Origin of the sequence: Marinobacter sp. KM021 (assembly GCF_050707965.1) — a bacterium.
In the GTDB taxonomy this organism is placed as follows: Bacteria; Pseudomonadota; Gammaproteobacteria; order Pseudomonadales; family Oleiphilaceae; genus Marinobacter; species Marinobacter shengliensis.
On the sequence record NZ_CP136129.1, the window covers coordinates 1,271,942 to 1,297,937 of the forward strand.

Sequence of the window (25,996 nt, forward strand, 5' to 3'; positions counted from 1 at the left end):
TAGGAAGTTAACGGTACACAACGCAAGTGAACCTGCTTCGGCAGTCCAGGTGGGTTAGCGTGCAAAATAGCGCGACGCCCGATACTCAGTCAGACCTGTGCTGTGTTTGAGGGTGGCATCGTTAACAGGGAGCCGGTGCAGTAACCGGGGAAGCCTGACACCGAATCCGGCGATGCCGGAGGCTGTGGCGCAAGGTGAAAGCCGAGGCCGCAGTCGGTGCGAGGTGGCAGATGAAGCCGTAGTAGTGAGGAAGTTCCGGCCTGAGAAGCCTGGTAACAGCGTGGAGGACAAAACCGGAATGACCGCTGGCGGAGGTTCAGCGGACCGGTCAGGGTCAAAAGCTCTGGTCGGATGCGAAGGGCGGAAGTCATTAACGAGAGTGACGGACGACGAGCGAACAGGTGGACGCTGCGTTCACAAGCTGCCCGACGGGGCAGGGAAGTGCATCGGGGTGCTGCGGGAACGCAGTGGCTCTGGTGTTCTCCGAACAAGGGAGTAGAGCGATACTGTGGCGGCAGATTGCCAGAGCGCTAGTACCCGGACGGATCGCCTGAAACAGACCGGCAGCCAGACCGATCCTCGAGGCCGTCACGACAGAGATGAGCAGGCATGAGGAAATACTACAGTCTGTACGGGCAATTGCTGTCAAAACAGCGCCTGTATGAAGCCTTCAGACACATCAAACGCAACAAGGGCGCGGCCGGAATCGATGGGCAGAGCCTGGGTGCGTTTGAGGCGAATCTGGAGGTGGAGCTGTCGTGCCTGTTGCTCGAGCTGAAGGAAAAGCGCTATCGGGCGCAGCCAGTCAGGCGCGTAGCCATCGCCAAGGATGACGGCGGTGAGCGTCTGCTGGGCATTCCGACGGTTCGGGACCGGGTTGTGCAACAGGCGCTGCGCCGTATTATCGAACCGATCTTCGAGCCGGATTTCCACCCGTCGAGTTACGGGTATCGTCCGGGACGCAGTGGTCACCACGCCATCGGCAAGGCGGAGTTGTTTATCCGCCGATACCGGCGTGACTGGGTTGTGGACATGGACCTGTCGAAATGCTTCGACACGCTCAACCATGACCTGATCATCCGCCAGTTCCGCCAACGGATCACGGACGGCAGTGTCCTGTCACTGCTGCGCCAGTTCCTGGAAAGCGGCGTGATGGTGGGGTACCACCTTGAAGAAACGGAGCTGGGAAGCCCGCAGGGCGGCGTGATCAGCCCGCTGATCGCGAACGCCTACCTGGACGCCTTCGACCAGTTCATGAAAGCGCGGGGTCACCGGATCGTCCGCTACGCGGACGACATCCTGATCCTGTGCGGCTCACGAGCGGGCGCGGAGAATGCGTTACGGGTGGCCCAACGCTATCTGGAAGAAGAGCTGAAGCTGACGGTGAACGTCACCAAGACCCACATCGCCCACAGCGATGAGGGGGTAAAGTTCCTGGGCGTGGTGATCTACACGAACTACACCCGCATCCAGGATAAGAAGGTGGTGAAACTCAAGCAGAAGCTGAAAGCGCTGACAAAGCGTAACCGGGGCATCGGGCTTGCGGCGATTATCCGCGAGCTGAATCCGGTGCTACGGGGCTTTGCCAACTACTTCCGGGTGGCGAACTGCGCGAGGGTGCTGAAGCAGGTGATGAGTTGGCTAAGGCGGCGCCTGCGCTGCCTCCAGCTCAAGCAGTGGAAGAAGCCGGGCCGGTTGCATCGGAGGCTGAAACAGCTGGGCTATCGCCCGCCGTTTAAGTTCATCAAGATGCAAAGCTGGCGTAATGCGGCTTCACCGCTGGCAAGCCTGGCCTTACCCAACGCCTACCTGCACAATGAGCTGAGGTTGATGGATCTGACCAAAGTACGAACCGGCATCCCTGTCCCCGAGTTCAGGGCAAGTTAATGGCATGAGCCGTATACGTGGTCCGTATGTACGGTTCTGTGAGAGGGATGAGGCGGTGACGCCTCACCCTACTCGTTATTTTAGGCGTGAAAAGTTTGCAACACCGCAAACAACATCCTCCCTCCCCGATCATCACCTGTAGCATTCCCCCATGGTCTGGCTTTACCGCTAGGCTTCTCGCGGTTCGAAGAAATCTCTCTCCCTCCGTCGATCAACTCTGCCACGTGCCCCGTACAAGCATTGGGCGATCCGAAACATAGCACCTATACTGCCCTAAGCAGCTGAAAGATATAGCGGGTATTTTTGATTTCTGTGGACGCGCATATGGGAGGCATAGAATGTCGGCTCGTAATGGACCGAAAGGACACCGTTCATCCGCTGACGACAATGGGCGTTTGCGGGCTTCCACCAAGCAGAGCGAGCAAGATTTCTATGAGCTGATCGAAAGCCTTCCAATGGTCGCAGTTCAAGGCTATGACAGGAAACGCCGGGTAATCTATTGGAACGATGCCAGCCGACACCTCTACGGCTATACCCGGGAAGAAGCCGAGGGTCAGCTGCTGGAAGATCTGATCATTCCGGACCATATGCGCGAGGGCGTAATAGACGCCCACCAGGATTGGTTGGAGCGCAACATCAGCATTCCACCAGAAGAAATTGAGTTAAAGCACAAGGATGGGCACCTCGTGCCGGTTTACTCCAGTCACGTCATGATCAAGCAGGACACTGGCGACTGCGAAATGTTCTGCATCGATGTCAGCTTGCAGGAGCAGAAGAAAGCCAACGACAAACTCCAGTGGATGGCTAAGTTCGACGACCTGACTCAACTGCCCAACAGGCGGATGATGGAAGTTGAACTGTCGGCTCGCCTGATGGAGGCAGAACGGCGCCAAAGCGGCGAGATCGCCGTCGTGTTTATTGATCTCGACAATTTCAAACTGATCAATGACACCCTGGGGCATCACTATGGAGACGAACTGCTGCTCGCTGTTGCGAATGGCCTAAAGGGGGAAATTCGTTGCTGCGACCAGCTTAGTCGCTTCGGTGGCGATGAGTTCGTACTCTTGATGTTCGATTGTGACGGTCCCGAAAGCATTCATGAAGTATTGCGCCGCTTGAGCAGTATGCTCGAGCGTGGCTTTGTTCTGAATGGCGCTTGCTATCAAGTCACCGCGAGTTTCGGCGTCAGTCTTTACCCCAATGATGGCACGACGGTCCCAGAATTGATGGGAAACGCCGATGCCGCGATGTATCAGGCAAAGGAAAGCGGCAAAAACAGCATCTGTTTTTATACCTCAGACATCAATGATCGCCTGCTTCATTATCAGAAAATAACGGCGCTCCTCCGTAACGCTCTGGTTGCAGGCACCCTGCAACTGTATTTCCAGCCCCAAATTGATCTGAAAAACGGACGCATGCGGTCATGTGAGGCCCTGCTGCGATGCTTTGATGAAAATTCACGGACCGTACCCCCGGATATCTTTATACCGGTGGCAGAAAAATCAGGACTGATTAACCGCATTGGAGACTGGGTTATTGATGCAGCCTGCAAGCAGCTTACGGCCTGGAAGGACACGGCGCTTGGAGACCTGCGAATTGACATCAATTTGTCGGGCAAACAACTGACAAACCAACATTTGGCCAGCCATATCCTGCAGAAGTTGCACCATCATGACCTGCGTCCTTCCCAGTTAGGCGTAGAGCTAACAGAAAACGAAGTGATCGAAGGTGATGAAGTACAGATTGGTCAACTGGAAAGACTGAAAAACGCCGGGGTGCACATTTCCATTGACGATTTCGGCACCGGTTATTCTTCGTTGCTCTATTTGCGTAAACTGCCCGTTTGCAGCCTGAAGATTGACCGGAGCTTTCTGCTGCATATTCCGGCCCATCGTGACCGCCCATTCCGTTTGAACGTGACCGCCTGTTCCGGGCGATCGTGACCGCTCATTCCGTTTTATCGTGACCGATTTCGGGTCGTTTTCCGGAATCGCCGGTCACGATGCCGGAGCCACCGGTCACGTTCCTCCGGAATCACTGCCAAAGCGCTGGAATTCTTCAACTTTATCCGGCATACCCGCTTCTTTTTCATTACGAGGAAGAGCGGATGCCGGCTGCGAGGATTTCCATGCGACAGATCATCGAGGTCTTGCGCCTCAAGTACGAAGCGGGCCTGAGCCACGAGCGCATTGCCCGTGCCTGCAGCCTGTCCAAGGGCGTGGTGGGCAAGTACGTCAGCCTGGCCCAGGTTCAGGGTATTACCTGGCCGCTGCCAGAGGGGGTGGATGAAGTCCGGCTGGAATCGCTACTGTTCCCGGCCAGGACGCCACCCGCACGCTTTGCTGAACCCGACTACTTCCAGGTCCACCAGGAGCTAAAGACCAAGGGCGTCACCCTGCAACTGCTATGGGCCGAGTACGTGGAGCGCCACGGTGACAAGGCCTACCGCTACAGCCAGTTCTGCCACCACTACCGGCTCTGGCGGGGGCAACAACGGCGCAGCATGCGCCAGATCCACCGGGCCGGTGAGAAGGTCTTTATCGACTACTGCGGGCCCACTGTGCCGGTGGTGGACCGCAGCACCGGTGAGATGCGTAAGGCCCAGGTCTTTGTGGCCGTGCTGGGCGCGTCCAGCTACACCTTCGCCGAGGCCACCTGGAGCCAGTCTCTGCCGGACTGGATCGCCTCCCACCAGCGGATGCTGGTGTTCTACGGTGGCGTGCCGGAACTGCTGGTTCCGGACAACCTCAAGGCGGCGGTCACCAAGGCGGATCGGTACACGCCCCAGATCAATGAGACCTACGCGGAACTGGCGGCCCATTACCAGACGGCGGTACTGCCAGCACGGCCCTATAAACCCAAGGACAAGGCAAAGGCTGAGGCCGCGGTGTTGCTGGTCGAGCGCTGGATCCTGGCCCGGTTGCGACACCGGACGTTCTTCTCCCTGGCCGAGCTGAATGCTGCCATCGCGGAGCTGCTGCCGGCGCTCAACCAGCGTCCGTTCCAGGGACGATCCGAGAGCCGCCAGAGCCTGTTCGAGGCACTGGACCGACCCGCACTCAGGCCGCTCCCCGCAACGCCCTACGTCTACGCCGAGTGGCGCAAGGCACGACCGGGCATCGACTACCACATCGAGATCGACAAACGCCTGTACAGCGTGCCTCACGCTCTGGTGGGCATGAAGCTGGATGTGCGGGTCACCGACACCGCCGTGGAAGTCATGCACAAGGGCCAGCGGGTGGCGCTGCATCCCCGTCACGGCAAGAGCCGCTTCGTCACCCTGACCGAGCACATGCCCAAATCCCACCAGGCCCATCAGAACTGGTCTCCCGGGCGGTTCCTGAACTGGGCCACGGACATCGGTCCCGCCACGCTCGATGTGGTTCAGCGCCAGCTCAAGGATCGCCCACACCCCGAACATGGCTACCGAGCCTGCCTGGGGCTGTTGAACCTGAGCCGACGTTACAGCCGTGACCGCCTGGAACAGGCCTGTGCACGGGCGCTGTCCATCAACTCGGCCAGCTACCAGAGCATCACCTCGATCCTGAAGCAGGGTCTGGACCAACTGCCTCTGCCACTGGCTGAGGAGGAAACGGAACTGACCGATCTGCCTGTTCACACCAATGTTCGTGGCCCCCGCTACTACCACTGATCCCGGAGAAACCTATGCTGACTCAAAACACTCTCGACACCCTGCGCCAACTCAAGCTGACCGGCATGTGCGATGCCCTGGAGCAACAACGGGCACAACCCGACACCCATGACCTGGCGTTCGAGGAACGCCTGGCCTTGCTGATCGACCGGGAGGTGCTACACCGGGAAAACCGCCGGCTGGACCGCCTGCTCAAGGCGGCCCGGTTGCGGGTTCCGGCCTGCGTGGAAGACATCGATTACCGCCATCCACGGGGGCTGGAACGCTCCCGCATGGCGGACCTTGCCAGCTGTGACTGGATCCGCCAGTCCCTGAACCTGTGCATCACCGGACCAACCGGTTGCGGCAAGACCTGGCTGGCGTGCGCCCTGGGCAACCAGGCCTGCCGACAGGGGCTGTCGGTGCGTTACCTGCGGGTGCCGCGCCTGTTCGAGCAGGTGCGCATCGCCCACGGCGATGGCAGCTACGCACGACTGATGAACCAGCTGCTGAAGACCGACCTGCTAATCCTGGACGACTGGGGCATGCAGAAGGTGACCGCGCAACAACGGCAAGACCTGATGGAAGTAATCGAAGACCGGCACGGGCGAGGCTCAACGCTCATCGCCAGCCAGCTACCCACGGAGCACTGGCACGACTACATCGGCTCCGCCACGCTCGCCGACGCCATCCTGGATCGGCTCCTGCACGGCGCTCACCGACTCAATCTGAAGGGGGAATCACTGCGCAAAGCCAAAGCACAAAATACGGAATCAGTTGACCCATCGTGACCGCTCAGAGTACAAAACCGACTCCAGCGCGATGGCCGTGTGCAAATCGGTCACGATCCCCGGAATGACCGGTCACGTTCGCCGGAATACGCATCTGCACCATGCCATGGAAAACAACAGTGATATGGCGATCATGCAAGCCATCATCACCGTTGGGCACAGTCTCGGCTTGAGCGTAGTCGTGGAAGGCGTGGAAACCAGTGAACAAGACAATCTCGTCAAGACCCTGAGCTGTGATCTGGCTCAGGGATATCTTTACGCCAGGCCCATGCCAGCCGATTCAATGCCAGCGTATCTGGTGAGTATGGGGCAATAAAACGCCCCTTCAGTAACCGTTATGGGCGAATCTTCTCCCCAAGCTTTTTATCCATCAGCCTGAACAACGGCTGGGTATAACGTGTAACCGGACCAGGTAACGCCGCAAGCGCAATGCTGCCGGCAGTCCCCATCAGGCTACCAACCCTTGCCGGCCCTTCATCTACGGCCTTGACGATCCATCCCGCGGCCTTATCCGGAGTCATCATCGGCATGTGCTTGTAAATGCTGGTTTGCGACGACATGGGTGTGCGAACCATCGGGTAGTACACCACGGTAACGTCGATCCCCTGATCACCCATTTCCGCCAACAAAGAGCGTGAGAAAGACTCCAGCGCGGTCTTGCTGGCCAGGTAAGCGGAGAACAAGGGAATCGGAACCTGGGAGGACAAGGTGGAAATGTTCACCACCTGCCCCCGGCCCTGCGCCAACATCCTTGGAAGTAACTTCAGCGTTAACCCGACCGCAGCAACGTAGTTGATATTCATGGTTCGCTGATAGTCGTGCAACCGGTCCAGCGCCTCGGCGATGGGGCGCCGGATGGAGCGGGCAGCATTATTGACCAGTACATCCACCCGTTCGTGTTCTGCCAGTATCCGATCCGCAACCGACCGCAAGCCGGCTTCATCGGTCAAGTCTGCCGGGTATACCCAGGCTTTGCCGCCCTCCGCGATAATAGCCTGCTGCACTCTTTTTAATTCGTCCTCCCGACGAGCCACAAGGCAAAGGCGCGCCCCTTTTCGGGCCAATTGATAGGCCGCCTGCTCACCAATACCACTGGACGAGCCCGTCAGAACAATGGTCTTGCCGCTCACACTCATGAATACACTCCGGTTTCTTGTCTTGTTTTTATAACGCCACCTTGATACACCTTGGCGCACCTCTGCCGAAAGGCTTCAAATATAACAACGTGATAAACGCCATGGGCATAGACTACAGCAAACTTGGCTCACCAGAGATCCGATCTTTCTGGCTCAATCAATTTGGCCCCTACTCCCCTAACCTGCCGCTGATTGAAGACCACCGGACCGATATTGTGATTATTGGCGGTGGATTCACCGGTTTGTCCTGTGCAGCGCACCTGAAAGAACTGGAGCCATCGTTGGACGTCACTGTTCTGGAAGGCAGTGCCGTTGGTTTTGGGGCCTCGGGGCGCAACGGCGGGTTTTCCATGACCCTGTTCGGCTTTGAGCCCGAAATAACCTGCCTGCTTCACGGCAAGGAGAAAGCCCGGGCCGCCCACCAGTACATGCAAGATGCCGTCGACTACGTGCGTGAATGTGTTACCCGGTACAGCTTCGACAGCGATTACGAACACAATGGCTTTCTGCGGATTGCACTGACCAGCAAACATCTTGAGCGCCTGCAAAAACAGCAGGATCTCTACCGTGAACTGGGGTTTTCGAGCTCCTTTGATTGGTGGGGCGAAGACCAGCTCTCGCAACGGCTTCACAGCCCACTGGCTAAAGCCGGCCTGTTTGAGCAACGATGCGGCATCCTGAATCCTGCGAAGCACGTCCGGCACTGGAAAGCCATCTGCGAACAACTGGGTGTCCATATCTATGAGAACACCCAATGTCAGGGCATCACCTATCCCTGGGGCGGGGTTACTGTGCAGACCTCCGGCGGCACCGTCACCGCCAGCAAGGTTGTACTGGCAACCAACGCGTACAGCCATCTACTACCGGAAATGGGGGCGTTTCGCCGCAATCAGACCCCCGTCTGGACACATCAGATCGTCACCCAACCCCTTACTCCAGAACAGTGGCAAGCCATCGGCTGGGCCGGACGCTACGGTATAGAGACCAACCGGCACCTGGTTCACTACCTGAGGCCAACGGCAGACGGGCGCATTACCTTTGGCGGCGCCAACGTTGTGACAACCGCAGGCCAGAACATGAGCCTCGACCATCACAAACCAACATGGCGGACGCTGGAAAAACATCTGAAAACCCTGTTCCCGCCACTTGCGGAGATTGGCATTGATTACCAATGGGGTGGCCCTGTTTCGTTCACCCTCGACATGGTTCCCAACCTTGGCTTCTACAAAGATGATCGCACCCTGTACCTGTGCGGATGCACTGGCCATGGCGTATCGCTGACGCAATACAGCGGGAAAACCCTGGCGGAGCTGGCTATTGGCCGGGAGAGTAAACGAACCCAGGCCTGATTTGTTAATCGAACACCGGTGCGCTGGCCTTTAGAGCCATTTAGACAACTGGGTATAGCGGCGGTTAAGGGAGCTCTTAAAGCTGAGGATTATTGGTGGGAGCGGAAGCTTTGGTAGAGCCCTCACGCATTCGATGGAGTCATCTCCTCCGTTACTGAGGAACACCTATTATGGGCCAGCACGAACCGACGCTAAATTCGCTGACAGACACGAACAAACACGAAAAATATGTTCGCAGAACCTTCCCAGCACATACGCCGGTTAATGCTCTGGATCCTAAGGTACAAAAAGATATGGTAAAAATGGAGGCGCGGGTCGGAATCGAACCGGCGTACACGGAGTTGCAGTCCGCTGCATAACCACTCTGCCACCGCGCCGGGTAAGCCTGGATTCTGGCTTTTGCTCTCAGGAGGCGTGAGAGACTTGGAAATTGGAGCGGGAAACGAGATTCGAACTCGCGACCCCAACCTTGGCAAGGTTGTGCTCTACCAACTGAGCTATTCCCGCTCTTCGTCTAGAGGCTTTGCCTCGTCAACGGCTGCGTATTCTACGGATTCCGCCGGGGGCGTCAACACCTTTTTTTCAAGTTTTTGTTTTTACGGCAATTGTGAACAAACTTTAGCCAATAGCCCCGCTATTGTCATTTCCGGCCAACCCATCAGAACCGTTATCTGCGCAATGGTTTATCGCCCCCTCATCTTTCATAATCCATGACACCCAATCACATTAACAGGAAGACCAATACCATGCGCGTTCCCGCAACCGTCTTCGCCACCCTCGTTAGCCTGTCAACCATGGTGGCGAGCCACGCATCTGGCGAAGGATGGACGCCCAAGCAGCAAGGCAAGGAACGGTCTGACATCAACACCTATGTCAGGACAGTTTCGGATACACCAATCAAGCAGTTCCGCGGTGTGGTTGAAATTCAGCACTCCATGGTGGCTGCACTATCGGTGATTGATGACATCTCCCTGTGCCAACAGTGGATCTACAACTGCCAGGAAGCCAACTACCACATCACAGACGATGGTGAGCGGCTACTGTGGATGAAATTTGATGGCGTTTGGCCAGCCTCAGACCGGGATGTGGTGATGAAGTCCGTATTCCTTCAGGACGAACCGGGTGGCGCTGTCACGGTGCAATCCACGGGCCGCCCGGATGATGCCCCGCAGCAATCCGGTTACGTGCGCATCCCAATGCTGGATAACAGCTTTTTGGTAGAACCGCTTGAGGATGGCTGGATACGGGTAACATTCACCACCCATATGGATCCGGGAGGTCTGGTGCCCGCCTGGGTGGCCAATATTGTGGCTACCGATGCACCAATTCGAACACTGGAAGGGTTAAAACGGATGATGGAAACATCACCCTATCGTGACTATTCAACGAGCGCGCCGCCGAAAGAATTGGTCGAGAAGCACAACCTGCGCTTCCCGACCGGCGATTCCTGAGCTACCTCAGCTATTGCCACCACGGGCCGCACGATTGCCTGCCACCTGGGTAGCACTGTCGCAGTTGAGGAAGCTGGAGGTCTGCAGCCAGTTCTGGTCCGGGTAGTATTTGAAGACCAACTGGCCACCTTTGAGGTTGTCCACCACGGTTTGCACCACTTTCTGGTCTACCGCCGGGCAGCCATGACTGCGGCCGATGCGCCCGTATTGATCCACCCAGTTGCTGTTCACATAATCTGCGCCATGAATCACGATGGCCCGCTGCCTCGCAAGATCGTTAATGCCTGGCTCCAGGCCGTCCAGTCGCAAGGAGTACCCGTGCATACCACGATAGGATTCACTGGCCTTGAACAGCCCGATGCTAGACTGGTAACTGCCCTCAATGTTCGAGAAGGCAGTTGCCTCTTCATTGCCTGAGTTTCTGCCGTGAGCAACCAGATCCCGCAGCAGTAAATCGCCCTGCTCCAGATCAAAAATCCACATCCGCTCCTGGCTGGAATGGAGTGAAAAATCAATCACTGCAAGCCGTTCGGGCATGGCAACGCCGTTGGCGATGGCGCAGTGAGTGGCTTTAAAGGCTGCCTCAAGCACTTCCGGGTTCAGCTTGGGAGCAACACTGGCAAGGCGGGCAAGCAACTGGTCATCCAATGACTGGGCCTGGGCCGGTAGGGTAATAGCTAAAGAGATAGCCAGGCCGGAAAACAATGAAAAAACGCGTCGATTGTGATGCTTGGGCATGCACGTTACCTCAGGATTCAGGAAGATAAGCTACCTGCTTGAAAAGATGCCTTATTCTAACAGAGAATTTTGAGACGCCGTTCATTCCGTACAATTTTTAACCGTTCCCATACAAATGGTGGACACGCGAGCCTCCATTTCCGCTGCATAAAAAGACCGAAAAGTCACCGACGCGATCTCCGGCAAGGTTACGAAAAACCAAAGATACTGGCAGACCAGTTCCGGAATCTTTAAGCTTGAGAATATCTTTTCTGCCTACCGGACAAGGATTAACGGCACCCGTGGCGACTGATTCCGGCTATTCGACGACAGCACACCGCGACACCCCCGGTAACCTTGCCTGCAACGGTGACACCCTGACCCTATCCGGCAGTTGGACCCTCTCCCATTATTCGGTACTCAACCAGCGAATAGCCGAGGTTCAGGCCAGCGGAACCACGATCACCAACATTGAGTTCCAGAAGCTAAGCCGGGTTGATACGGCAGGGGCCGCGCTGATCGCCCGGTTGACAGGCCCGGAACAACTTCTGAGTTTTCTAGAAATGGCCTACCTCCCTGATGAACAGCGGCAACTTCTCATCACCGTTGCCGAAGCGATGGCAGGAGCCACCTGGCAGCCCGCCCGGAAAAACGCTCTGCTGGATTTTCTGGCCGACGTCGGAGAGAAAGTGACCGCCATTGCCCGCCTGCTCTGGATGCTTGCAGGCTTTATCGGGCAAACCCTCGCCACCCTGTTTTATATCCTGCCCCGGCCAAAGCGGTGGCGCATCACGCCATTTGTGGCTGCAGTGCATGACACCGGGCTGAATGCCCTGCCCATTGTTGCACTGCTGACCTTTCTGGTGGGCGCCGTTGTCGCCTTTCTGGGAGCTACAGTGCTGGAAGATTTTGGCGCAACGATTTACACCGTGAATCTTGTGGCTTTTTCGTTCCTGCGGGAGTTTGGCGTTCTGCTGGCAGCCATTTTGCTCGCCGGGCGCACCGCCAGCTCGTTCACCGCTCACATCGGCGCGATGAAGGTCAATGAAGAGCTCGACGCCATTCGTACCCTGGGTTTGAATCCGGTGGAACTGCTTGTAGTCCCGCGAGTTCTGGCCATGATGGTCAGCCTGCCAGTGCTCACCTTCATTGGCATGATCTCCGGAATGGTGGGCGGTGCCGCCGTCTGCGCACTGGTACTGGATATTCCACCAAGTCAGTTTATAGCCATCGTGGAGCGGGATATTGCCCTGAAGCACTTTCTGGTAGGTATCGGAAAGGCCCCTGTATTTGCCTTCCTGATTGCGGTCATTGGTTGTCTCGAAGGCTTCAAGGTGGCGGGCAGTGCCCAGTCGGTGGGCGAACACACCACCTCCAGCGTTGTTCAGTCGATCTTTATGGTGATCCTGCTGGACTCCATAGCGGCGTTGTTTTTCATGGAAATGGGCTGGTAAGTCATGCCGGAGATGAAACCACAGAAAGGCCACAGCCCTTCAACACCGGTGATCCAGGTGCGGGGGCTGTGTAACCGTTTCGGTGATCACGTGGTCCACGAGGACCTGGAGCTGGACCTCTTTCCCGGGGAGATCCTTGGGGTTGTCGGCGGTTCCGGCACGGGCAAATCGGTTTTGCTGCGCAGCATCGTGGGCCTCAACACACCTTCAGACGGTCACATTCAGCTTTTTGATGTTGATCTCACAGAACTTTCTGGCACAGAGCGGTCTCTGTATGAGCAGCGATTCGGCGTGCTTTTTCAGGGTGGCGCCCTGTTTACCTCGCTGAATCTGATGCAAAACGTTTCACTGCCACTGGTCGAGCACGCGGGTCTTACCCGAACGGAGGCCGAGGAACTTGCCCGGATGAAGCTGGCACTGACCGGGCTGCCAGCAGATGCCGCCCTGAAATACCCGGCCGAGCTTTCCGGTGGTATGGTGAAGCGAGCCGCCCTGGCCCGCGCCCTGGCGCTGGACCCGGAGGTGCTGTTTCTGGACGAACCCACAGCGGGGCTGGACCCGATCGGCGCGGCAGCGTTCGACGAACTGATCGTGACCCTGAGGAACGCCCTTGGGCTGACAGTATTTCTTGTTACCCACGATCTGGATACGCTGTACACAACCTGTGACCGGGTAGCCGTATTGTCCCGTAAAAAAGTGCTGGTGGCAGACACACTTAAAAACGTCGCCAAGACCGACGACGAATGGATACAGGAATACTTTCATGGCCCCAGGGGGCGGGCCGCGATTGATGCACATAACCGGCTGACCAGACAGGAGCCCGTTTAATGGAGCCAAAGGCCCATCACGTTATTATCGGACTGTTCACGCTGGTTGCAGTAACAGCTGCCCTGCTGTTTGCACTATGGCTGGGCAAATCGACTGCAGACCGCGAGTGGGCTTACTACCAGATAGGCTTTGATCACCCGGTGGGCGGGCTGTCAAAAGGCAATCCAGTGTTATACAGCGGCGTTCCGGTTGGCGATGTTCTCGAGCTGTCCCTGGCACCAGACAATCCCGCCCATGTTCGGGTGCTGGTGCGTGTGGATCGCGACATCCCGGTACGGGAGAACACCCGGGCGGAGCTGGTTCTTGCCAATATTACCGGCAGCATGAGTGTCCAGTTCACCGGCGGCACAACCGACAGCCCGGTACTTCAGGGTAACCGTGATAACCCACCGCTCATCAACGCACAGCCATCGGCGTTTTCCAACCTGCTGAATAACGGTGAGGCCATGATCTCAAGTGCAGAACAACTGTTAACCAGCATGAACCGCTTGCTTGCGTCGGAGAACCTGGAGAACGTATCGGCCATTCTGGACAACACCCGCCTGGCAACGGAATCATTGCTCGCCAATCGGGAAGAGTTGCTTGCCCTGATGGCTCAGTTCGACACCGCCGCTATCCGCGCCGAGGAAGCCGCGATCAAGGTTTCTGACACATCGGACCGGGCGCGCCAAACCCTGGAGCGGGAAATCGCGCCGGTGCTGGAATCCATGACCCTGGCCCTGTCTACCTTGCAGCCTACCCTGAGCCGGTTGGACCGACTGACCGAAGACAATGAACAGGTGCTGGATGCAGGGATTCAGGGCCTGGGTGACATCACACCGGTACTTCGCGAAATGCGCAACACTCTTCGCAACCTGAATTCCTTTACCCGCAGACTCGACGCAGACCCAATAGGCACCCTTCGTGGCGGCCCCAACCTCCAGGAATTTGAGCAATGACAATCGGCCTCCGCCGGCTGGCGGTTTGTATCTCCGCAGCCACGCTAACGACTGCCTGCACCGTGTTCCCAACGCCAGAGCCGCCACGGGCTATGGATCTTGCCCCGTATGCTTCCGAGCCAATGCGGGAAACTCCCCGGCCGGTTTCGCTAAGAATAGATACCCCGCTGGCTTCAGACCCACTGGACAGCGCAAGGGTCTTGCTTAAACCTTCGCTTTATGAGTTCCAGGCGTTACCTGCAGTTCGCTGGCGTGACAGCATTCCGGTGGTGGTCCGAGACTATCTGATACAGAGTTTTCGTTTCAACGGCGGGTTTGACAATGTTGTCACTGACACCAGTCCGGCGTTCGCCAGCCATACCCTGATTTCCGAACTATCGGCCTTTCATGCTGAGAACAGGCAGGATCAGGGTATTACGGTGGTGATGGAATTACATGCAGAGATCATGGGCAATCGCACCCGGAGAAGCCTTTGCAGCAAAAGCCAACGGGTGGAGCAGCGAGCTGAGAGCGCCTCAGTGGATGCCTTGATGGAGGCTTTCAGTGAGAGTTCCCGGGCGCTGGCCGAAGCCACGAATCGCTGGGCGTACGCCTGTCTGGCCGAGGCCAGACAACGCTAGTACCGGAGACGTCAGTGATCGTTATCCGGGAACAGGTCGGGCCAGGCCGCCTGCAGGTACAGCACCATTGACCATAGCGTAAGAACCGCCGCCAGATACAACAGCCCGATCGAAACATACGCCAGTAGCTGCCCCGGTGGAAACGCCAGCAGGCCAACAATCGCCACCATCTGGGCGGTGGTTTTAATCTTGCCGATATAGGAAACCGCAACACTGGCCCGGCTACCCATTTCCGCCATCCATTCCCGCAAGGCTGAGATAACAATCTCCCGGCCGATGATGATGGTCGCCGGAATAGTCATCAGCACCGCGGCATGTTCTTCAATCAATACTGCCAGTGCCACCGCCACCATCAGCTTGTCTGCTACCGGGTCCAGAAAAGCGCCAAATGGCGTGCTCTGGTCGAGCTTGCGGGCAAGGTAGCCATCGAGCCAGTCGGTGATACCCGCCAGGGCGAAGATAACGGCACTGGCCATGTAACTCCATTGCATGGGCAGATAGAAAACAACCACGAACACCGGAATCATCACGATGCGAGACATGGTCAGTACGTTGGGTAAATTCATGGACTTCCTATTCATCATGCAATGCCGCGTAGATGGATTCAGCCAGTGACTTGCTGATGCCTTGCACTTTCGTCATTTCATCCACACTGGCTTTGCGAATTTCCTGTATGCCGCCAAAGTAACGGATAAGTTCCCTGCGGCGCTTGGGCCCAACCCCTTCGATACCTTCAAGGGTGGACTGCCGACGCTTTTTGTCCCGGCGAGCGCGATGGCCGGTAATGGCAAACCGGTGGGATTCATCGCGAATATGCTGAATCAGATGCAGGGCCGGTGAATCTGCCGGTACCCGAAAGACGTCGCCGGTCATGGCATCAATCAGCTGCTCCATTCCCGCCCGGCGGGTCACACCTTTGGCGACGCCAATCAGCGGAATGTCAGAGATCCCAAGTTCTTCAAACACTTCCCGGGCAATGTTCAACTGCCCTTTACCGCCATCGATAAACACCAGGCTCGGGCGCTTGCCCTCACCGCTAACCAGCCGGCGATACCGGCGTGTCAGTACCTGCCGCATTGCCGCGTAGTCATCACCAGCGGTCACGCCTTCGATGTTATACAGCCGGTAATCACTCTTCAGGGGCCCATTCTCGTCGAAAACCACACAAGATGCGACGGTATTTTCCCCGTGGCTGTGGCTGACGTCGAAACACTCCATGCGCGCCGGGGTTTCTGCCAGTTCCAGCAGGTCCCGAAGGGCAAGCAATCGCCGGTACACGGTTTCTTTGCTGGCCAGGTGGGTCAGCAGAGTCTGGCGGGCATTGGTCATGGCCAGTTCCAGCCAGCGGCGGCGCTCACCACGTACATTGCCACGGATACGGGTTTCCCGATTGGCGGCCTCACTCAGGGCTTCTGCCAGCAGCGCCTCACCTTCAACCGCCACGGGCACCAGAATATCTCTTGGAATCTCCCGGCGGGTATCGCCGCCAAAATAGTACTGGCCCAGAAACGCCGCCAGCAACTCACCTTCGGACTGCTCCAGTGAAAAGCGGGGAAAATAGTCCTTGGTACCCAGAACCCGGCCACCGCGCACGATGATCACCACCACACACACCACACCGGCATCCTGGGCAATCGCAATAACATCGGCATCACCACCCTCACCGTCGACCGACTGCTGCTCCTGTACATGGCGCAGATGGTTGATCTGATCCCGGTAAGCGGCAGCTTTCTCGAATTCCAGGTTCTTCGATGCCGCTTCCATGGCATTCATCAGGTCATGGATGATGGCCGGGTTCTTACCCTCCAGAAACATGGTGGCGTGGCGAATATCCTGCTGGTAGTCCTCGGGGCTGATGTACTCCACGCAAGGTGCGGTACAGCGGTTGATCTGGTATTGCAGGCAGGGACGATTCCTGTTCCTGAAATAGCTTTCACTACAGGATCTTATACGAAAAACCTTCTGTAGAACATTAAGACTTTCCTTGACCGCCCCAGAGCTAGGGAACGGGCCAAACCAGGTGCCACCACCCTTCTTGGTACGCCCCCGCCGGAACGTCAGCGACGGGTAGTCACTGTGGGACGACAGATAGATATAGGGGTAGGACTTATCATCCCGAAGCAGGATGTTGTAGGGCGGCCTCAGGGATTTGATCAGGTTTTGTTCAAGCAACAGTGCTTCGGTTTCGCTGCCGGTAATAGTGACTTCGATGGAGGCAATCTTGCCCACCAGGGCCTCGGTTTTCGGGGCCAGGCCGGTTTTGCGGAAATAACTGCTGACGCGTTTCTTGAGGTTGCGGGCTTTGCCCACGTAGAGCACGCCGCCGGTGTCATCGTACATACGATAAACGCCGGGGCGCTCGGTCAGTTGCTTCAGGAAGTCTTTGCTGTCAAACATCCCGACGGTATCTTCGGGTTCAGACCTTGTCGGCATCCAGCAATCCAAGCCGTACCGCCATCAGTGCCAACTCGACATCGCTGGAGATCTCGAGCTTCTCGAAAATACGATAGCGGTAACTGTTGACGGTTTTCGGGCTCAGGCAGAGCTTGTCGGAAATGTCCTGCACTTTCTGGCAATCCACCACCATCATGGCGATCTGCATCTCCCGCTCAGACAACCGCTCGAACCGGGACAGCTCCCCGTCTTCCTCACGGTCACCACCCAGCGTTTTGAGTGCCATTTTCTGGGCAATTTCCGGGCTAATGTATCGCTGTCCGGAGTGAGCTTTGCGAATAGCCCGCACCATCTCCTGAATATCAGCACCCTTGGTGATATAGGCGGTGGCACCACTCTGCATGACCCGGGCGGGGTATGGGTCGTCGGCACAGGCCGTCACAACAATCACCCGGATGGAATCATCAATACGCAATATTCGCCGGGTTGCTTCGAGGCCACCGATGCCGGGCATCCGAATGTCCATCAGGACAATATCCGGGCGGTCCTTGCGCACAAACTCAATCGCATCCTCACCGGATGAGGCCTGGCCAATCGCTTCAATATCGGGATTGTCAGCCAACATGCGGGTTATACCGGAGCGCACCAGCTCGTGATCATCAACAACCAGTACCCTGATCAAATGTCACCTCGCCATCAGGTATGAAAAAAACAGACTGATTGTAACGTTTAGAAAAGCCTACGGGTAGGCACCGCAGGTAAAAGCCTGCAGACAAACCCATAAAAGCTTTCAGACTTCGGCGGAAGGGCTACCAAGGCCAGCCGTGTTCTCGACCGGATCAAACCAGACCACTAAATCACCCCGGCGTACGGCAGACAGCACCCGCTCCCGCTCTGCCAGTGGATTCTCGGTGTCGTTCAACCCGTGGTAACGCGTGCAGTACTCCTCAGCCAGCCCTTGCAGCTGGTCTTCGGTCAGCAACTCGGCGTCCACCACAAATCTCTCTTCCCGGGGGTCCGCTTCCGGCTGCCGCGCTGCTTCGTCACTCATAAAACCTCCAATCAGTCGCTGTATGTTACGGTTTTATGGCGACAATCAGAACCCCCGTTGTTGGAGACACATCTTATTAATCGGCGTGCCGGGTCCGAAAGGCGGACGCCAGTTGTCGCATCGACAAAGATTCCTGCCTGAGCGACTCACTCACCCGACGCGCATTGTCCACGTTCTCCGTCAGGGTGTCAGCGCTGGCAGACAGTGAGACAGCCCGACGACCTACCCTTCCGATTTCCTCGTGCTGAAGGGCAATGGAGCTACGGATGTGATCACTGTGCTTCTCCAGCTCATCGAACTGGTTTTTCAGGCGCTCCAGGTGGGTTTTAAGTGCCACGAGGTTGGTCTGGTTCAACTCCCCCGCTTCTCGCATTTCCGCCAGAAGCCCATCGACACTACCAACGCCTGTTACAAGGTCCTGCACCCACTGGCGGATATTGCTGGTGGACTCCGCCGTCCTTCGGGACAATGTGCGCACCTCGTCTGCCACCACCGCAAATCCCCGACCGTGCTCACCGGCCCGCGCGGCTTCTATGGCGGCGTTAAGCGCCAGCAAATTGGTTTGTTCCGCAATATCGGCAATCACACCGATTACCTGTTCGATCTTGCCCGTCGAGTCATTGAGGGCGTGAATAGACTCGGAAACCCGCGCTATCACCTCAACCGTATGCTCTGCGGCCTGCTCGCTGTTCCGCAAACCGCCCTGCACTTCCACATTGGCAACCACGGCCTGCCTGACGGTGACTGCCGAAAGCTCTGTGGCTTGCTCAATCTGTGATGCCTGATCAGCAATTGAAGTCATCGACGCACTGACATCACTGATCTGTTGCCCCGTTTCCTCTGAGGCACGCTGCAAGGCTTCGGCTCCTTCATCGAGCGCCGCAGAACGCTCATCCAGGCCGGCTGCTGCACGACGGATATCGCCAATGAAACCCTCAAATCGGCGTACCAGGCTTTCCAGCGCGCCAGCAACGCCCGCAACTTCATCGCGACTGCCCACCTCCGGCGTTCGCGACAGGTCGGACTGGGCCTCCATTGCCATCAATTCCCGCTCCATGTATTGCAGCCGCAGAATGACCGAATGCCTGAGCCACAGGGTCATGGCCACGACCACCACAAGGAACGCCAGGGAGCCCCCAAGCAGAACAACTCTCTGGCCCGAGAGGAACGCCAGCAAATCGTCCGCGCCAGCTGCCACATCGTCCCGACTTGCAGCCTGTTGCTGGTTGATGGCATCGAGCATTGGCTCCAGCGCTGGAAACAGCTGAAAATCGACTACCTGGCCTACCCGGTAGTAACTTTTCTCTTCAATACCCTTGTCCATGTCGCCCATCAGGGCCAACACCCGATCAAACTCGCCTTGATGATCGACAGCCCAGTTGCGCAAACGCTCAGCCCCCTGCACGCGCTTCCAATGGTCTCGCAAAGCGGTGTCCAGATAGTCAAACTCCGTCTTGATCTCATCCCATAGCAGTAACTGCGCCTTGATCTTGAAAGCCAGGTCCTGAAGCCGGCGATGATCCTGCTCAAGGTCCATAAGCACCCAGGTATCCTGAAGATTGTTGCGCATGAGGTTCTCGGAGGCATCCTCGGCCTTGAGAATGATCATCCAGGAAAGAACCGCCAGGCCTGTGACGGCAATAAGAGAAAGGACAGCGAAGAACAGGATGCGGGCTCGAACGGTGGACAGCATGACAACTCCAGACGGGAAGGTACCCGTGGAGGGTATGCCTGTTTTATGACACTCTTATTTCGGATTTCGCGTCAAATACTTGATTGCGCCTTTTTGCGCACTTCAAAACCCTGTTCCAATTCACTATCATCGCCGCTTTCATAACGTTTGGATGCTAATGAACCAGAACGTCTTCCGACTGACGCTGCCAATCCTGTTTGGTTATCTGCCATTGGGCATGGCCTTCGGCGTGCTGTTCACCACGCAGCTGGACTATGCCTGGTGGGTTGCGCCCCTGATGGGCCTGGTTATTTATGCAGGGTCTGGCCAGATACTCGCTGTCAGCCTGCTGGCCGCAAGTGCCGGACTGCTGGAAGTGGCTGTGGCCATGTTCGTGCTTAACGCCAGGCACCTGTTTTATGGGCTTTCGCTTTTGGGGCAGTTCCGCGGTGCCGGTTGGCGCAAGGGCTATCTGATATTCGGTCTCACCGATGAAACCTACTCGCTGCTTACCAGCAGGCCAAGGACTCCTGATCGCCAACACGAGCAAGCCATTGATTTCAGAATTACGCTGTTCAACCAGCTTTATTGGATAACGGGCTGCGCCATTGGTGCCCTGCTTGGTGAGCTGGTCGCTTTCGACAGCACGGGTATTGAGTTTGCACTGGTAGCACTGTTCATCGTTCTGACCATTGAGCAATACAAGGCCTTGGGCAACACTTTTCCGATCTGGGCGGGCGCACTGGCGGCGGGCCTGGCCATGTTGCTGGTACCGCCAGCCCATCAGTTGATTGCAGCGATTACCCTGGTCACAACCACCCTGCTGCTCCATTACTGGAAGCTACACAAGCGCACAAACGGCGGTGAGGTAAGCCATGGCTGAGCAGTATTATCTGGCGGCCTTCATTGCGGTGTCGGCCGGTGCAACCTTTGCAACCCGTGTGGTGCCGTTCCTGTTTTTCGAGCGCCACACCGAGCACCCCCTGGTAAAGCATATCGGGCGCTTTCTACCGGCAGCTGTAATGGCGTTGCTTGCGGTGATTTTTCTTCAGAGGTCGGCAAACTGGAGCGCCAGCGCGCCAGGGTTGGACGCCTTAGTTCCAGGGTTGTTGGTGGTCATCATTCACTTGTGGCGGCGTAACGCGCTTCTCTCCATAGCCGCGGGTACTGCCGCATACATGACCATTCAGCAAGCAGGCTGGCTTACGTAGTGTCCCGTCTGGCTAGTTCCTTAACCAGACGGGATACCAGATCAGGGCGTACCTTCAACATTGGCAACCAGCCTGGAATCTTCCAGCGCCGCCGTGCGGTGCTTGACCACACCTTTATATTCCGGGCTCTCAATCATGGCCAGAAAGGCATTGATCGACGGGTAGCGCACCAGCAAGACCTGATCCCAGGACTCATCGGGCGGAGCAATCAGCGAACCTACAGAGCGGCCCGACCAGATCACTTCAGCACCAACGGTGCGAACACATTCCGCAGCTTCTTCCATATATCGCTTGTAGGCATCACGGCCTGAACAATCGTGAGCGTCATCCTGGTAAGCAGCCCGGTCGCGAAACCTTAAAAGATTCAGCATCACGACGGGCTGATCTTTGGGGGTTTCCTGCAAAACTTTGCGGAGCTCTTCCTGAGATGGATTGATGGTCGCCATGTTTGTCCCTGTTCATGAGTGTGAAAACGTTACGGTACATCGAATCCGTGTAACGAACAGTAAACCAATTTACTGAAATATGCACTCGTTCTGGATTAACACAGAGCTCAGGATAAACGACAGAAAAATAAAAAACCCCAGCATTTCTGCTAGGGTTTCATATTGGCGGAGAGGGAGGGATTCGAACCCTCGATACGCTATTAACGTATACACACTTTCCAGGCGTGCGCCTTCAGCCACTCGGCCACCTCTCCAATAAACTGTTTCAAATCAGCGATGTCGTCGCTCATTTGACGGGCGCAAACTTTAATGGTTTTGGGGGCGTTTGGCAACTGTCTGCTATGAGATTCCTGAAAAATTTGTTTGAACCGAGATAATTGCGCATTCTTGTAGCCAGATCCATTCAACCGGAGTGATGAATCATGCTGATGAAGGCGGAACAATCCACGCTGCTGCTCGTTGATGTCCAGGAACGCCTGATGCCCGCCATAAGCCAGGGCGCTGAAGTGGCTGATCGTTGTACCTTGCTGGCCACCATTGCGGGGTTGCTGGAGGTACCGGTGGTGGGCACGGAGCAGCTACCCGAGAAGCTGGGACCGAATGTTGAGTCAGTGCGGGAACTGTGCAACGTCACCGTGGGCAAACATCACTTTGATGCCTGTCCGGACGGTTTGATTGATCAGCTACCGGAGGGGCGCCAGCAAATTGTCATCGGCGGCTGTGAAACCCACGTATGTATGCTGCAAACGGCACTGAGTCTGCTTGATGCTGGCTATAAAGTATGGGTGGTAGCGGATGCCACCGGCTCCCGTAACGACTTCGACCGGGATGTCGCACTTGACCGCCTGCACCAGAGTGGCGCCCGGATTGTCACTACCGAGATGGTGGCCTTCGAGTGGATGGTACATTGCAAGCACCCCCGTTTCCGGGATATTCAGGCGCTGATCAAATAATCTCCCCCATGGTTGGATTTAACCAAAAGCGGCCCCTCCAGAGGGGCCGAAAAAGAGTGTTATCCCGACGACAACATGATCAGATGTTACCTGGCTAGGAGGCGAGATTGTTACGCCAACCAGACTGGCCAAACTCATCACTGCCGAATCGTTCGTGGCCATTACCAATAGCCATCCCTTCACCAGCCGGCACTTCGAATACGTGGTAGGCTTCTGGTCCGAACGGATCGAGTGCGGTATCCAGGTACTCATAGGCATCTGGCACCGGCTCGCCGGACATTGCAACCCTGAACTGCCGCTCCACCATCGGGACCGTAACACTCAGAGGCTGCTGCACCCAGAGAAAAACAGCCTTCTGGGCGACCAGATACTCGCACCGAACCACTTTGCATCCCTCACGTAGGGACAACGTGGTCGGCTCTTTTCCAGGCTCAAGACGGAACTTGTGAATGGTTTTCATGGCGATACTCCTTCAGAGGTTGCCAGACACAATTCCATCATGCACCGCCAAAGACTTCGAGAAAATAAGATTTATTGAGCAAAAATCATCGATATTATCGAGGTAAATCAAAGCCGCTACAGATTGCCCGCACACCTTCATGGGCAACCTTCCGGCTTCGGGTGATGGCGTACAGTTGATCGGTTACCGCTTTGACAGGCGCAATTTCCTCCACCTGATATTGGCGGCACACCTCCTCCTTGATTGCCGTTGGCGCCGCAAACACGCCCAACCCTTCCCGCCCGAACACTTTGATAAGCGCACTGTCGTCTACCCGGGCCACCAGGTCCATCCTGACATTGCTGATGGTCAGCCAGTTCATCAGCTTCTGGAAATACGGCGCGTCCGTGGCGTTGGCCAGCAAGGGCTGATGATTGAGAGAGGCCGGAAAGTCGTCCCGAAGCCGCCCAGCCATCTCCGGGGCGGCAAACAAACTGATGGTAGACGATGTCAGGGGATGAACCGCGAAGCGATCTGTGACCGCTTCGGTCTGAGGCATACGGTCTGTCAGCACGACATCCAGTTCTTTGCGTTTGAGACTGAGAAGCAAATCTTCGGCGCGGCCTGTTCGGCAATCCAGGTTGACTCGCCTGTTCAGCTTCAGGGCCGGCTGCAATAACTGAAAAGCAATCAGCTTATGAATAGACGCCGAAACGCCGGCCGCCAATCTCAGCGGGCGATCAGCGGGGGCCAAACGCAAGGTTTCAGACAGCTCCCCAGTCAGTGCAAAAATGTCGTTGGCGTAGGACTGAACCAATTGCCCCAGTTCGGTCAGGACCAGACGCCGCCTTTCCCGGCTGAACAACTGCCCTCCGACTGATTCCTCGAAAGTGGCAAGCTGGCCACTCAGGGTTTGCGGCGCAAGATCGAGCAGCTCGCTGGCTTTGGCAATCGAGCCCTCACGGCTGATGACCCAGAAATAATAGAGGTGCCTGAGATTAAGCTGATCCATGACGTAAACCTACAGATAATGGTGAAAGCTGATACCGCTGGCCGCTAGCAATCCGACCGGCAAGGTGGCCAGCTCTGGCGCAGGTGCCAGCAAACGCCCCTGGATGGAGCCGATGAATACGATAAAAGGCGCGGTGCACATGGCCAGCGCCTGGGCAGCCACCAGCACCCAGACATTCAATGGCATGAGTTATTTCTTCCTGTAGATAATGCCGGGGTGGCACTGAACCATCTCGTACAGATCAGGAAGGCCGTTCAACGATTCAGAGGCGCCCAGAATGAGATAGCCACCGGGGTTGAGAGCCCCGTGCAATCGAGTAAGGATGTCTTTCTTGAGGTCCGCGGAAAAATAGATCAGTACGTTTCGGCACATGATGATGTCGAACTTGCCAAGCATGTACCGCTCAAGCAGATTGAGTTCCTTGAACTCCACCATGGCCTTGATTTGCGGCTTTATCTGCCAGCCACCGTTGGCAGAGGGCGTAAAAAACTGCTTCTGCCGCTCTGGTGACAGCCCACGACCGATGGCGATCATTTCATATTCGCCCCGCCGGGCCACTTCCAGGACGCTTTTGGAAATATCCGTTGCGGTAATTTTTACGTCCCGCAACTTCCCGGGCCGGTTGCGCCGGAACTCATCCACAACCATACCTACCGAGTAGGGTTCCTGTCCTGTTGAGCACGCAGCAGACCAGATGCGAAGCGGTTGAAGCGAATTGCGCTCGGCGAACTCCGGCAATAGCTTGTCCTGAAGGATACGAAATGGGTGGTTGTCCCGAAACCAGAGGGTCTCGTTGGTGGTCATGGCATCGATAACCAGCTCACGCAGGCCGCTGCGCCCCACCCGCTTCAAGCGATCGAGAAGCTCACCCAGTGAATTCAGGTTGTTTTCCTCAAGAATCCTGCGTAGACGGCTCTTCACCAGGTACTGCTTGTTGTCACCCAAAAGAATGCCACAAGCGTCCTGCAGGAATGTCTTGAAGGCTTCGTATTCCTGAGGCGTAATTTCCGCTTTCATTGGATCTCTATCGTGGGTAAGTCCATGAGCCGAGGCATCAGTTCTGGTCAATAATTTCCATTACCCGCTCGGCAAGCTCGTCCGGGCTGAATTTCGCCATGAAGTCATCGGCACCGACCTTCTGAACCATCGCCCGGTTAAAGACACCACTCAGGGATGTATGGAGCATCACATACATGCCGCTGAGCGCCGGATTCTCTTTGATTCTGGTAACGAGGGTATAACCGTCCATCTCCGGCATTTCCACATCGGAAATGATCAACGATAAGTGGTCTCGGGCACTGGAACCATCCCCCGTGATCTCCTTGAGATAGTTCAACGCCTGTTTGCCGTCATTCTTTGTGACCACTTCCATTCCAATCGCGGTCAGGCAGCGCTCGATCTGGCGCCTCGCCACAGACGAATCATCAACAACCAGTACCGGCAAATGTCCGGGCACACGCTCGGCGCTGCGAGTTTTCAGCTCTTCGGTGACATCTTCCCTGAGCGGAGAAACTTCTGCAAGAATCTTTTCTACATCTATGATTTCTACAAGTTTGTCATCAATCTTGGTGACCGCCGTCAAGTACACATCCTTGCCAGCCCCCTTGGGTGGCGGGAGGATATCTTCCCAGTTCATATTCATGATCCGGTCGACACCAGTCACCAGAAAGCCCTGAGTTTTGCGGTTGTACTCAGTAATGATCACAAAGCTTGTTGTCAGCTCTTCCTGTGGAATGCCTGCCATGCCTATGGCCATGCTCAGGTCGATGATGGGAATGGTCTCGCCACGGATATGGGACACGCCCCGAACCACCTGGCGGCTATTAGGAATCGATGACAATTTCGGGCATTGAAGGACCTCCTTCACCTTGAAAACGTTAATCCCGTATAGCTGCCGCCCCCGCAAACGGAACAACAACAGCTCAAGCCGGTTCTGACCAACCAGCTGCGTACGCTGGTTAACGCTGTCCAACACCCCTGCCATAATTTTATACTCCCGGCATGCCGAAGACCGGC

The 25,996-nt window shown here is 56.5% G+C and carries 27 protein-coding genes and 3 tRNA genes; 14 read left to right on the top strand and 16 right to left on the bottom strand.

What is annotated here, in order from left to right; translation table 11 throughout:
- The first annotated feature begins 609 nt into the window (after positions 1 to 609).
- The 5 genes from ltrA (at position 610) to RVM24_RS05960 (ending at position 6,625) form a co-directional block, all read left to right on the top strand.
- Entirely contained in the window at positions 610 to 1,887 is a 1,278-nt protein-coding gene (ltrA, locus tag RVM24_RS05940) for a group II intron reverse transcriptase/maturase (RefSeq protein WP_431475112.1), read from the top strand.
- A gap of 338 nt (positions 1,888 to 2,225) precedes the next feature.
- Positions 2,226 to 3,830 carry a putative bifunctional diguanylate cyclase/phosphodiesterase gene (locus tag RVM24_RS05945; RefSeq protein WP_431475113.1) on the top strand — a complete coding sequence of 535 codons (1,605 nt, stop codon included), beginning with the start codon at positions 2,226 to 2,228 and terminating at the stop codon, positions 3,828 to 3,830.
- Between the two features lie 164 nt (positions 3,831 to 3,994).
- On the top strand, positions 3,995 to 5,539 hold the full coding sequence (gene istA / locus RVM24_RS05950) for an IS21 family transposase (protein WP_431475114.1): 1,545 nt from the start codon (positions 3,995 to 3,997) through the stop codon (positions 5,537 to 5,539).
- A gap of 14 nt (positions 5,540 to 5,553) precedes the next feature.
- Positions 5,554 to 6,309, top strand: a complete 756-nt coding sequence (istB, locus tag RVM24_RS05955) for an IS21-like element helper ATPase IstB (RefSeq protein WP_431475115.1) — start codon at positions 5,554 to 5,556, stop codon at positions 6,307 to 6,309.
- A complete protein-coding gene (locus RVM24_RS05960; RefSeq protein ID WP_431475116.1) occupies positions 6,296 to 6,625 on the top strand; it encodes an EAL domain-containing protein in 330 nt (109 codons plus the stop codon). Before istB ends, RVM24_RS05960 begins: the two co-directional genes overlap by 14 nt.
- A 19-nt stretch (positions 6,626 to 6,644) precedes the next feature.
- On the opposite strand, the gene RVM24_RS05965 is transcribed toward RVM24_RS05960, so the two are convergent.
- On the bottom strand, positions 6,645 to 7,445 hold the full coding sequence (locus tag RVM24_RS05965; protein ID WP_431475117.1) for an SDR family NAD(P)-dependent oxidoreductase: 801 nt from the start codon (positions 7,443 to 7,445) through the stop codon (positions 6,645 to 6,647).
- Between the two features lie 101 nt (positions 7,446 to 7,546).
- Between RVM24_RS05965 and RVM24_RS05970 the strand changes: the two genes are divergently transcribed.
- A complete protein-coding gene (locus RVM24_RS05970) occupies positions 7,547 to 8,794 on the top strand; it encodes an NAD(P)/FAD-dependent oxidoreductase (RefSeq protein WP_431475118.1) in 1,248 nt (415 codons plus the stop codon).
- Positions 8,795 to 9,097: 303 nt separating this feature from the next.
- On the opposite strand, the gene RVM24_RS05975 is transcribed toward RVM24_RS05970, so the two are convergent.
- Positions 9,098 to 9,171, bottom strand: a tRNA-Cys gene (locus tag RVM24_RS05975).
- A gap of 54 nt (positions 9,172 to 9,225) precedes the next feature.
- Positions 9,226 to 9,301: transfer RNA gene (locus tag RVM24_RS05980), tRNA-Gly, on the bottom strand.
- Between the two features lie 239 nt (positions 9,302 to 9,540).
- On the opposite strand from RVM24_RS05980, the gene RVM24_RS05985 reads away from it, so the two are divergent.
- Complete coding sequence (locus RVM24_RS05985) at positions 9,541 to 10,245, top strand: START domain-containing protein (protein WP_431475119.1); 705 nt, start codon at positions 9,541 to 9,543, stop codon at positions 10,243 to 10,245.
- 6 nt (positions 10,246 to 10,251) lie between these two features.
- Here RVM24_RS05985 and RVM24_RS05990 read toward each other — a convergent pair whose 3' ends face one another.
- On the bottom strand, positions 10,252 to 10,983 hold the full coding sequence (locus RVM24_RS05990) for a murein L,D-transpeptidase catalytic domain family protein (protein ID WP_431475120.1): 732 nt from the start codon (positions 10,981 to 10,983) through the stop codon (positions 10,252 to 10,254).
- Between the two features lie 281 nt (positions 10,984 to 11,264).
- On the opposite strand from RVM24_RS05990, the gene RVM24_RS05995 reads away from it, so the two are divergent.
- The 4 genes from RVM24_RS05995 to RVM24_RS06010 are packed head-to-tail and all read left to right on the top strand — an operon-like array spanning position 11,265 to position 14,802.
- The gene (locus RVM24_RS05995) at positions 11,265 to 12,416 is read left to right on the top strand and encodes an MlaE family lipid ABC transporter permease subunit (protein WP_431475121.1); all 1,152 of its coding nucleotides are present in this window, start codon (positions 11,265 to 11,267) and stop codon (positions 12,414 to 12,416) included.
- Between the two features lie 12 nt (positions 12,417 to 12,428).
- A complete protein-coding gene (locus RVM24_RS06000; RefSeq protein ID WP_431475122.1) occupies positions 12,429 to 13,244 on the top strand; it encodes an ABC transporter ATP-binding protein in 816 nt (271 codons plus the stop codon).
- Positions 13,244 to 14,182 carry an MlaD family protein gene (locus tag RVM24_RS06005; RefSeq protein WP_431475123.1) on the top strand — a complete coding sequence of 313 codons (939 nt, stop codon included), beginning with the start codon at positions 13,244 to 13,246 and terminating at the stop codon, positions 14,180 to 14,182. Before RVM24_RS06000 ends, RVM24_RS06005 begins: the two co-directional genes overlap by 1 nt.
- Positions 14,179 to 14,802 (top strand): ABC-type transport auxiliary lipoprotein family protein, encoded by a 624-nt coding sequence (locus tag RVM24_RS06010; protein ID WP_431475124.1) that lies wholly within the window; start codon positions 14,179 to 14,181, stop codon positions 14,800 to 14,802. The genes RVM24_RS06005 and RVM24_RS06010 overlap by 4 nt, the downstream gene beginning before the upstream one ends.
- An 11-nt stretch (positions 14,803 to 14,813) precedes the next feature.
- On the opposite strand, the gene pgsA is transcribed toward RVM24_RS06010, so the two are convergent.
- The 5 genes from pgsA to RVM24_RS06035 all read right to left on the bottom strand — a co-directional run bounded on the left by pgsA (position 14,814) and on the right by RVM24_RS06035 (position 19,940).
- Entirely contained in the window at positions 14,814 to 15,368 is a 555-nt protein-coding gene (gene pgsA, locus RVM24_RS06015; RefSeq protein ID WP_152438251.1) for a CDP-diacylglycerol--glycerol-3-phosphate 3-phosphatidyltransferase, read from the bottom strand.
- Positions 15,369 to 15,375: 7 nt separating this feature from the next.
- A complete protein-coding gene (uvrC, locus tag RVM24_RS06020; protein WP_138437503.1) occupies positions 15,376 to 17,235 on the bottom strand; it encodes an excinuclease ABC subunit UvrC in 1,860 nt (619 codons plus the stop codon).
- Complete coding sequence (gene uvrY / locus RVM24_RS06025; RefSeq protein ID WP_058091151.1) at positions 17,219 to 17,878, bottom strand: UvrY/SirA/GacA family response regulator transcription factor; 660 nt, start codon at positions 17,876 to 17,878, stop codon at positions 17,219 to 17,221. Before uvrY ends, uvrC begins: the two co-directional genes overlap by 17 nt.
- Before the next feature lie 108 nt (positions 17,879 to 17,986).
- Complete coding sequence (locus tag RVM24_RS06030) at positions 17,987 to 18,247, bottom strand: hypothetical protein (protein WP_319634996.1); 261 nt, start codon at positions 18,245 to 18,247, stop codon at positions 17,987 to 17,989.
- Positions 18,248 to 18,323: 76 nt separating this feature from the next.
- Positions 18,324 to 19,940, bottom strand: coding sequence for a methyl-accepting chemotaxis protein (locus tag RVM24_RS06035; protein WP_431475125.1), 1,617 nt, complete (start codon positions 19,938 to 19,940; stop codon positions 18,324 to 18,326).
- Positions 19,941 to 20,097: 157 nt separating this feature from the next.
- Between RVM24_RS06035 and RVM24_RS06040 the strand changes: the two genes are divergently transcribed.
- Both RVM24_RS06040 and RVM24_RS06045 read left to right on the top strand, forming a co-directional pair.
- Complete coding sequence (locus RVM24_RS06040; protein ID WP_431475126.1) at positions 20,098 to 20,802, top strand: AzlC family ABC transporter permease; 705 nt, start codon at positions 20,098 to 20,100, stop codon at positions 20,800 to 20,802.
- Complete coding sequence (locus tag RVM24_RS06045) at positions 20,795 to 21,130, top strand: branched-chain amino acid transporter permease (RefSeq protein ID WP_058091155.1); 336 nt, start codon at positions 20,795 to 20,797, stop codon at positions 21,128 to 21,130. The genes RVM24_RS06040 and RVM24_RS06045 overlap by 8 nt, the downstream gene beginning before the upstream one ends.
- Positions 21,131 to 21,171: 41 nt before the next feature.
- Here RVM24_RS06045 and RVM24_RS06050 read toward each other — a convergent pair whose 3' ends face one another.
- Positions 21,172 to 21,576 carry a DUF1330 domain-containing protein gene (locus tag RVM24_RS06050; protein WP_058091156.1) on the bottom strand — a complete coding sequence of 135 codons (405 nt, stop codon included), beginning with the start codon at positions 21,574 to 21,576 and terminating at the stop codon, positions 21,172 to 21,174.
- Positions 21,577 to 21,739: 163 nt separating this feature from the next.
- Positions 21,740 to 21,830 (bottom strand) — tRNA-Ser (locus tag RVM24_RS06055).
- A gap of 168 nt (positions 21,831 to 21,998) precedes the next feature.
- On the opposite strand from RVM24_RS06055, the gene RVM24_RS06060 reads away from it, so the two are divergent.
- Positions 21,999 to 22,529 carry an isochorismatase family protein gene (locus RVM24_RS06060; RefSeq protein ID WP_058091157.1) on the top strand — a complete coding sequence of 177 codons (531 nt, stop codon included), beginning with the start codon at positions 21,999 to 22,001 and terminating at the stop codon, positions 22,527 to 22,529.
- A gap of 94 nt (positions 22,530 to 22,623) precedes the next feature.
- Here RVM24_RS06060 and RVM24_RS06065 read toward each other — a convergent pair whose 3' ends face one another.
- The 5 genes from RVM24_RS06065 to RVM24_RS06085 form a co-directional block, all read right to left on the bottom strand.
- Positions 22,624 to 22,989, bottom strand: a complete 366-nt coding sequence (locus tag RVM24_RS06065; protein WP_431475127.1) for a DUF7352 domain-containing protein — start codon at positions 22,987 to 22,989, stop codon at positions 22,624 to 22,626.
- A 94-nt stretch (positions 22,990 to 23,083) separates the two neighbouring features.
- On the bottom strand, positions 23,084 to 23,980 hold the full coding sequence (locus tag RVM24_RS06070; protein ID WP_152438259.1) for a LysR family transcriptional regulator: 897 nt from the start codon (positions 23,978 to 23,980) through the stop codon (positions 23,084 to 23,086).
- Between the two features lie 9 nt (positions 23,981 to 23,989).
- A complete protein-coding gene (locus tag RVM24_RS06075; RefSeq protein WP_431475128.1) occupies positions 23,990 to 24,166 on the bottom strand; it encodes a hypothetical protein in 177 nt (58 codons plus the stop codon).
- Positions 24,167 to 24,169: 3 nt separating this feature from the next.
- Positions 24,170 to 24,997: a CheR family methyltransferase gene (locus RVM24_RS06080; RefSeq protein WP_152438261.1), complete on the bottom strand. Its 828-nt coding sequence runs from the start codon at positions 24,995 to 24,997 to the stop codon at positions 24,170 to 24,172.
- 37 nt (positions 24,998 to 25,034) lie between these two features.
- Positions 25,035 to 25,964: a chemotaxis protein CheV gene (locus RVM24_RS06085; RefSeq protein WP_431475129.1), complete on the bottom strand. Its 930-nt coding sequence runs from the start codon at positions 25,962 to 25,964 to the stop codon at positions 25,035 to 25,037.
- Between the last annotated feature and the right edge of the window lie 32 nt (positions 25,965 to 25,996).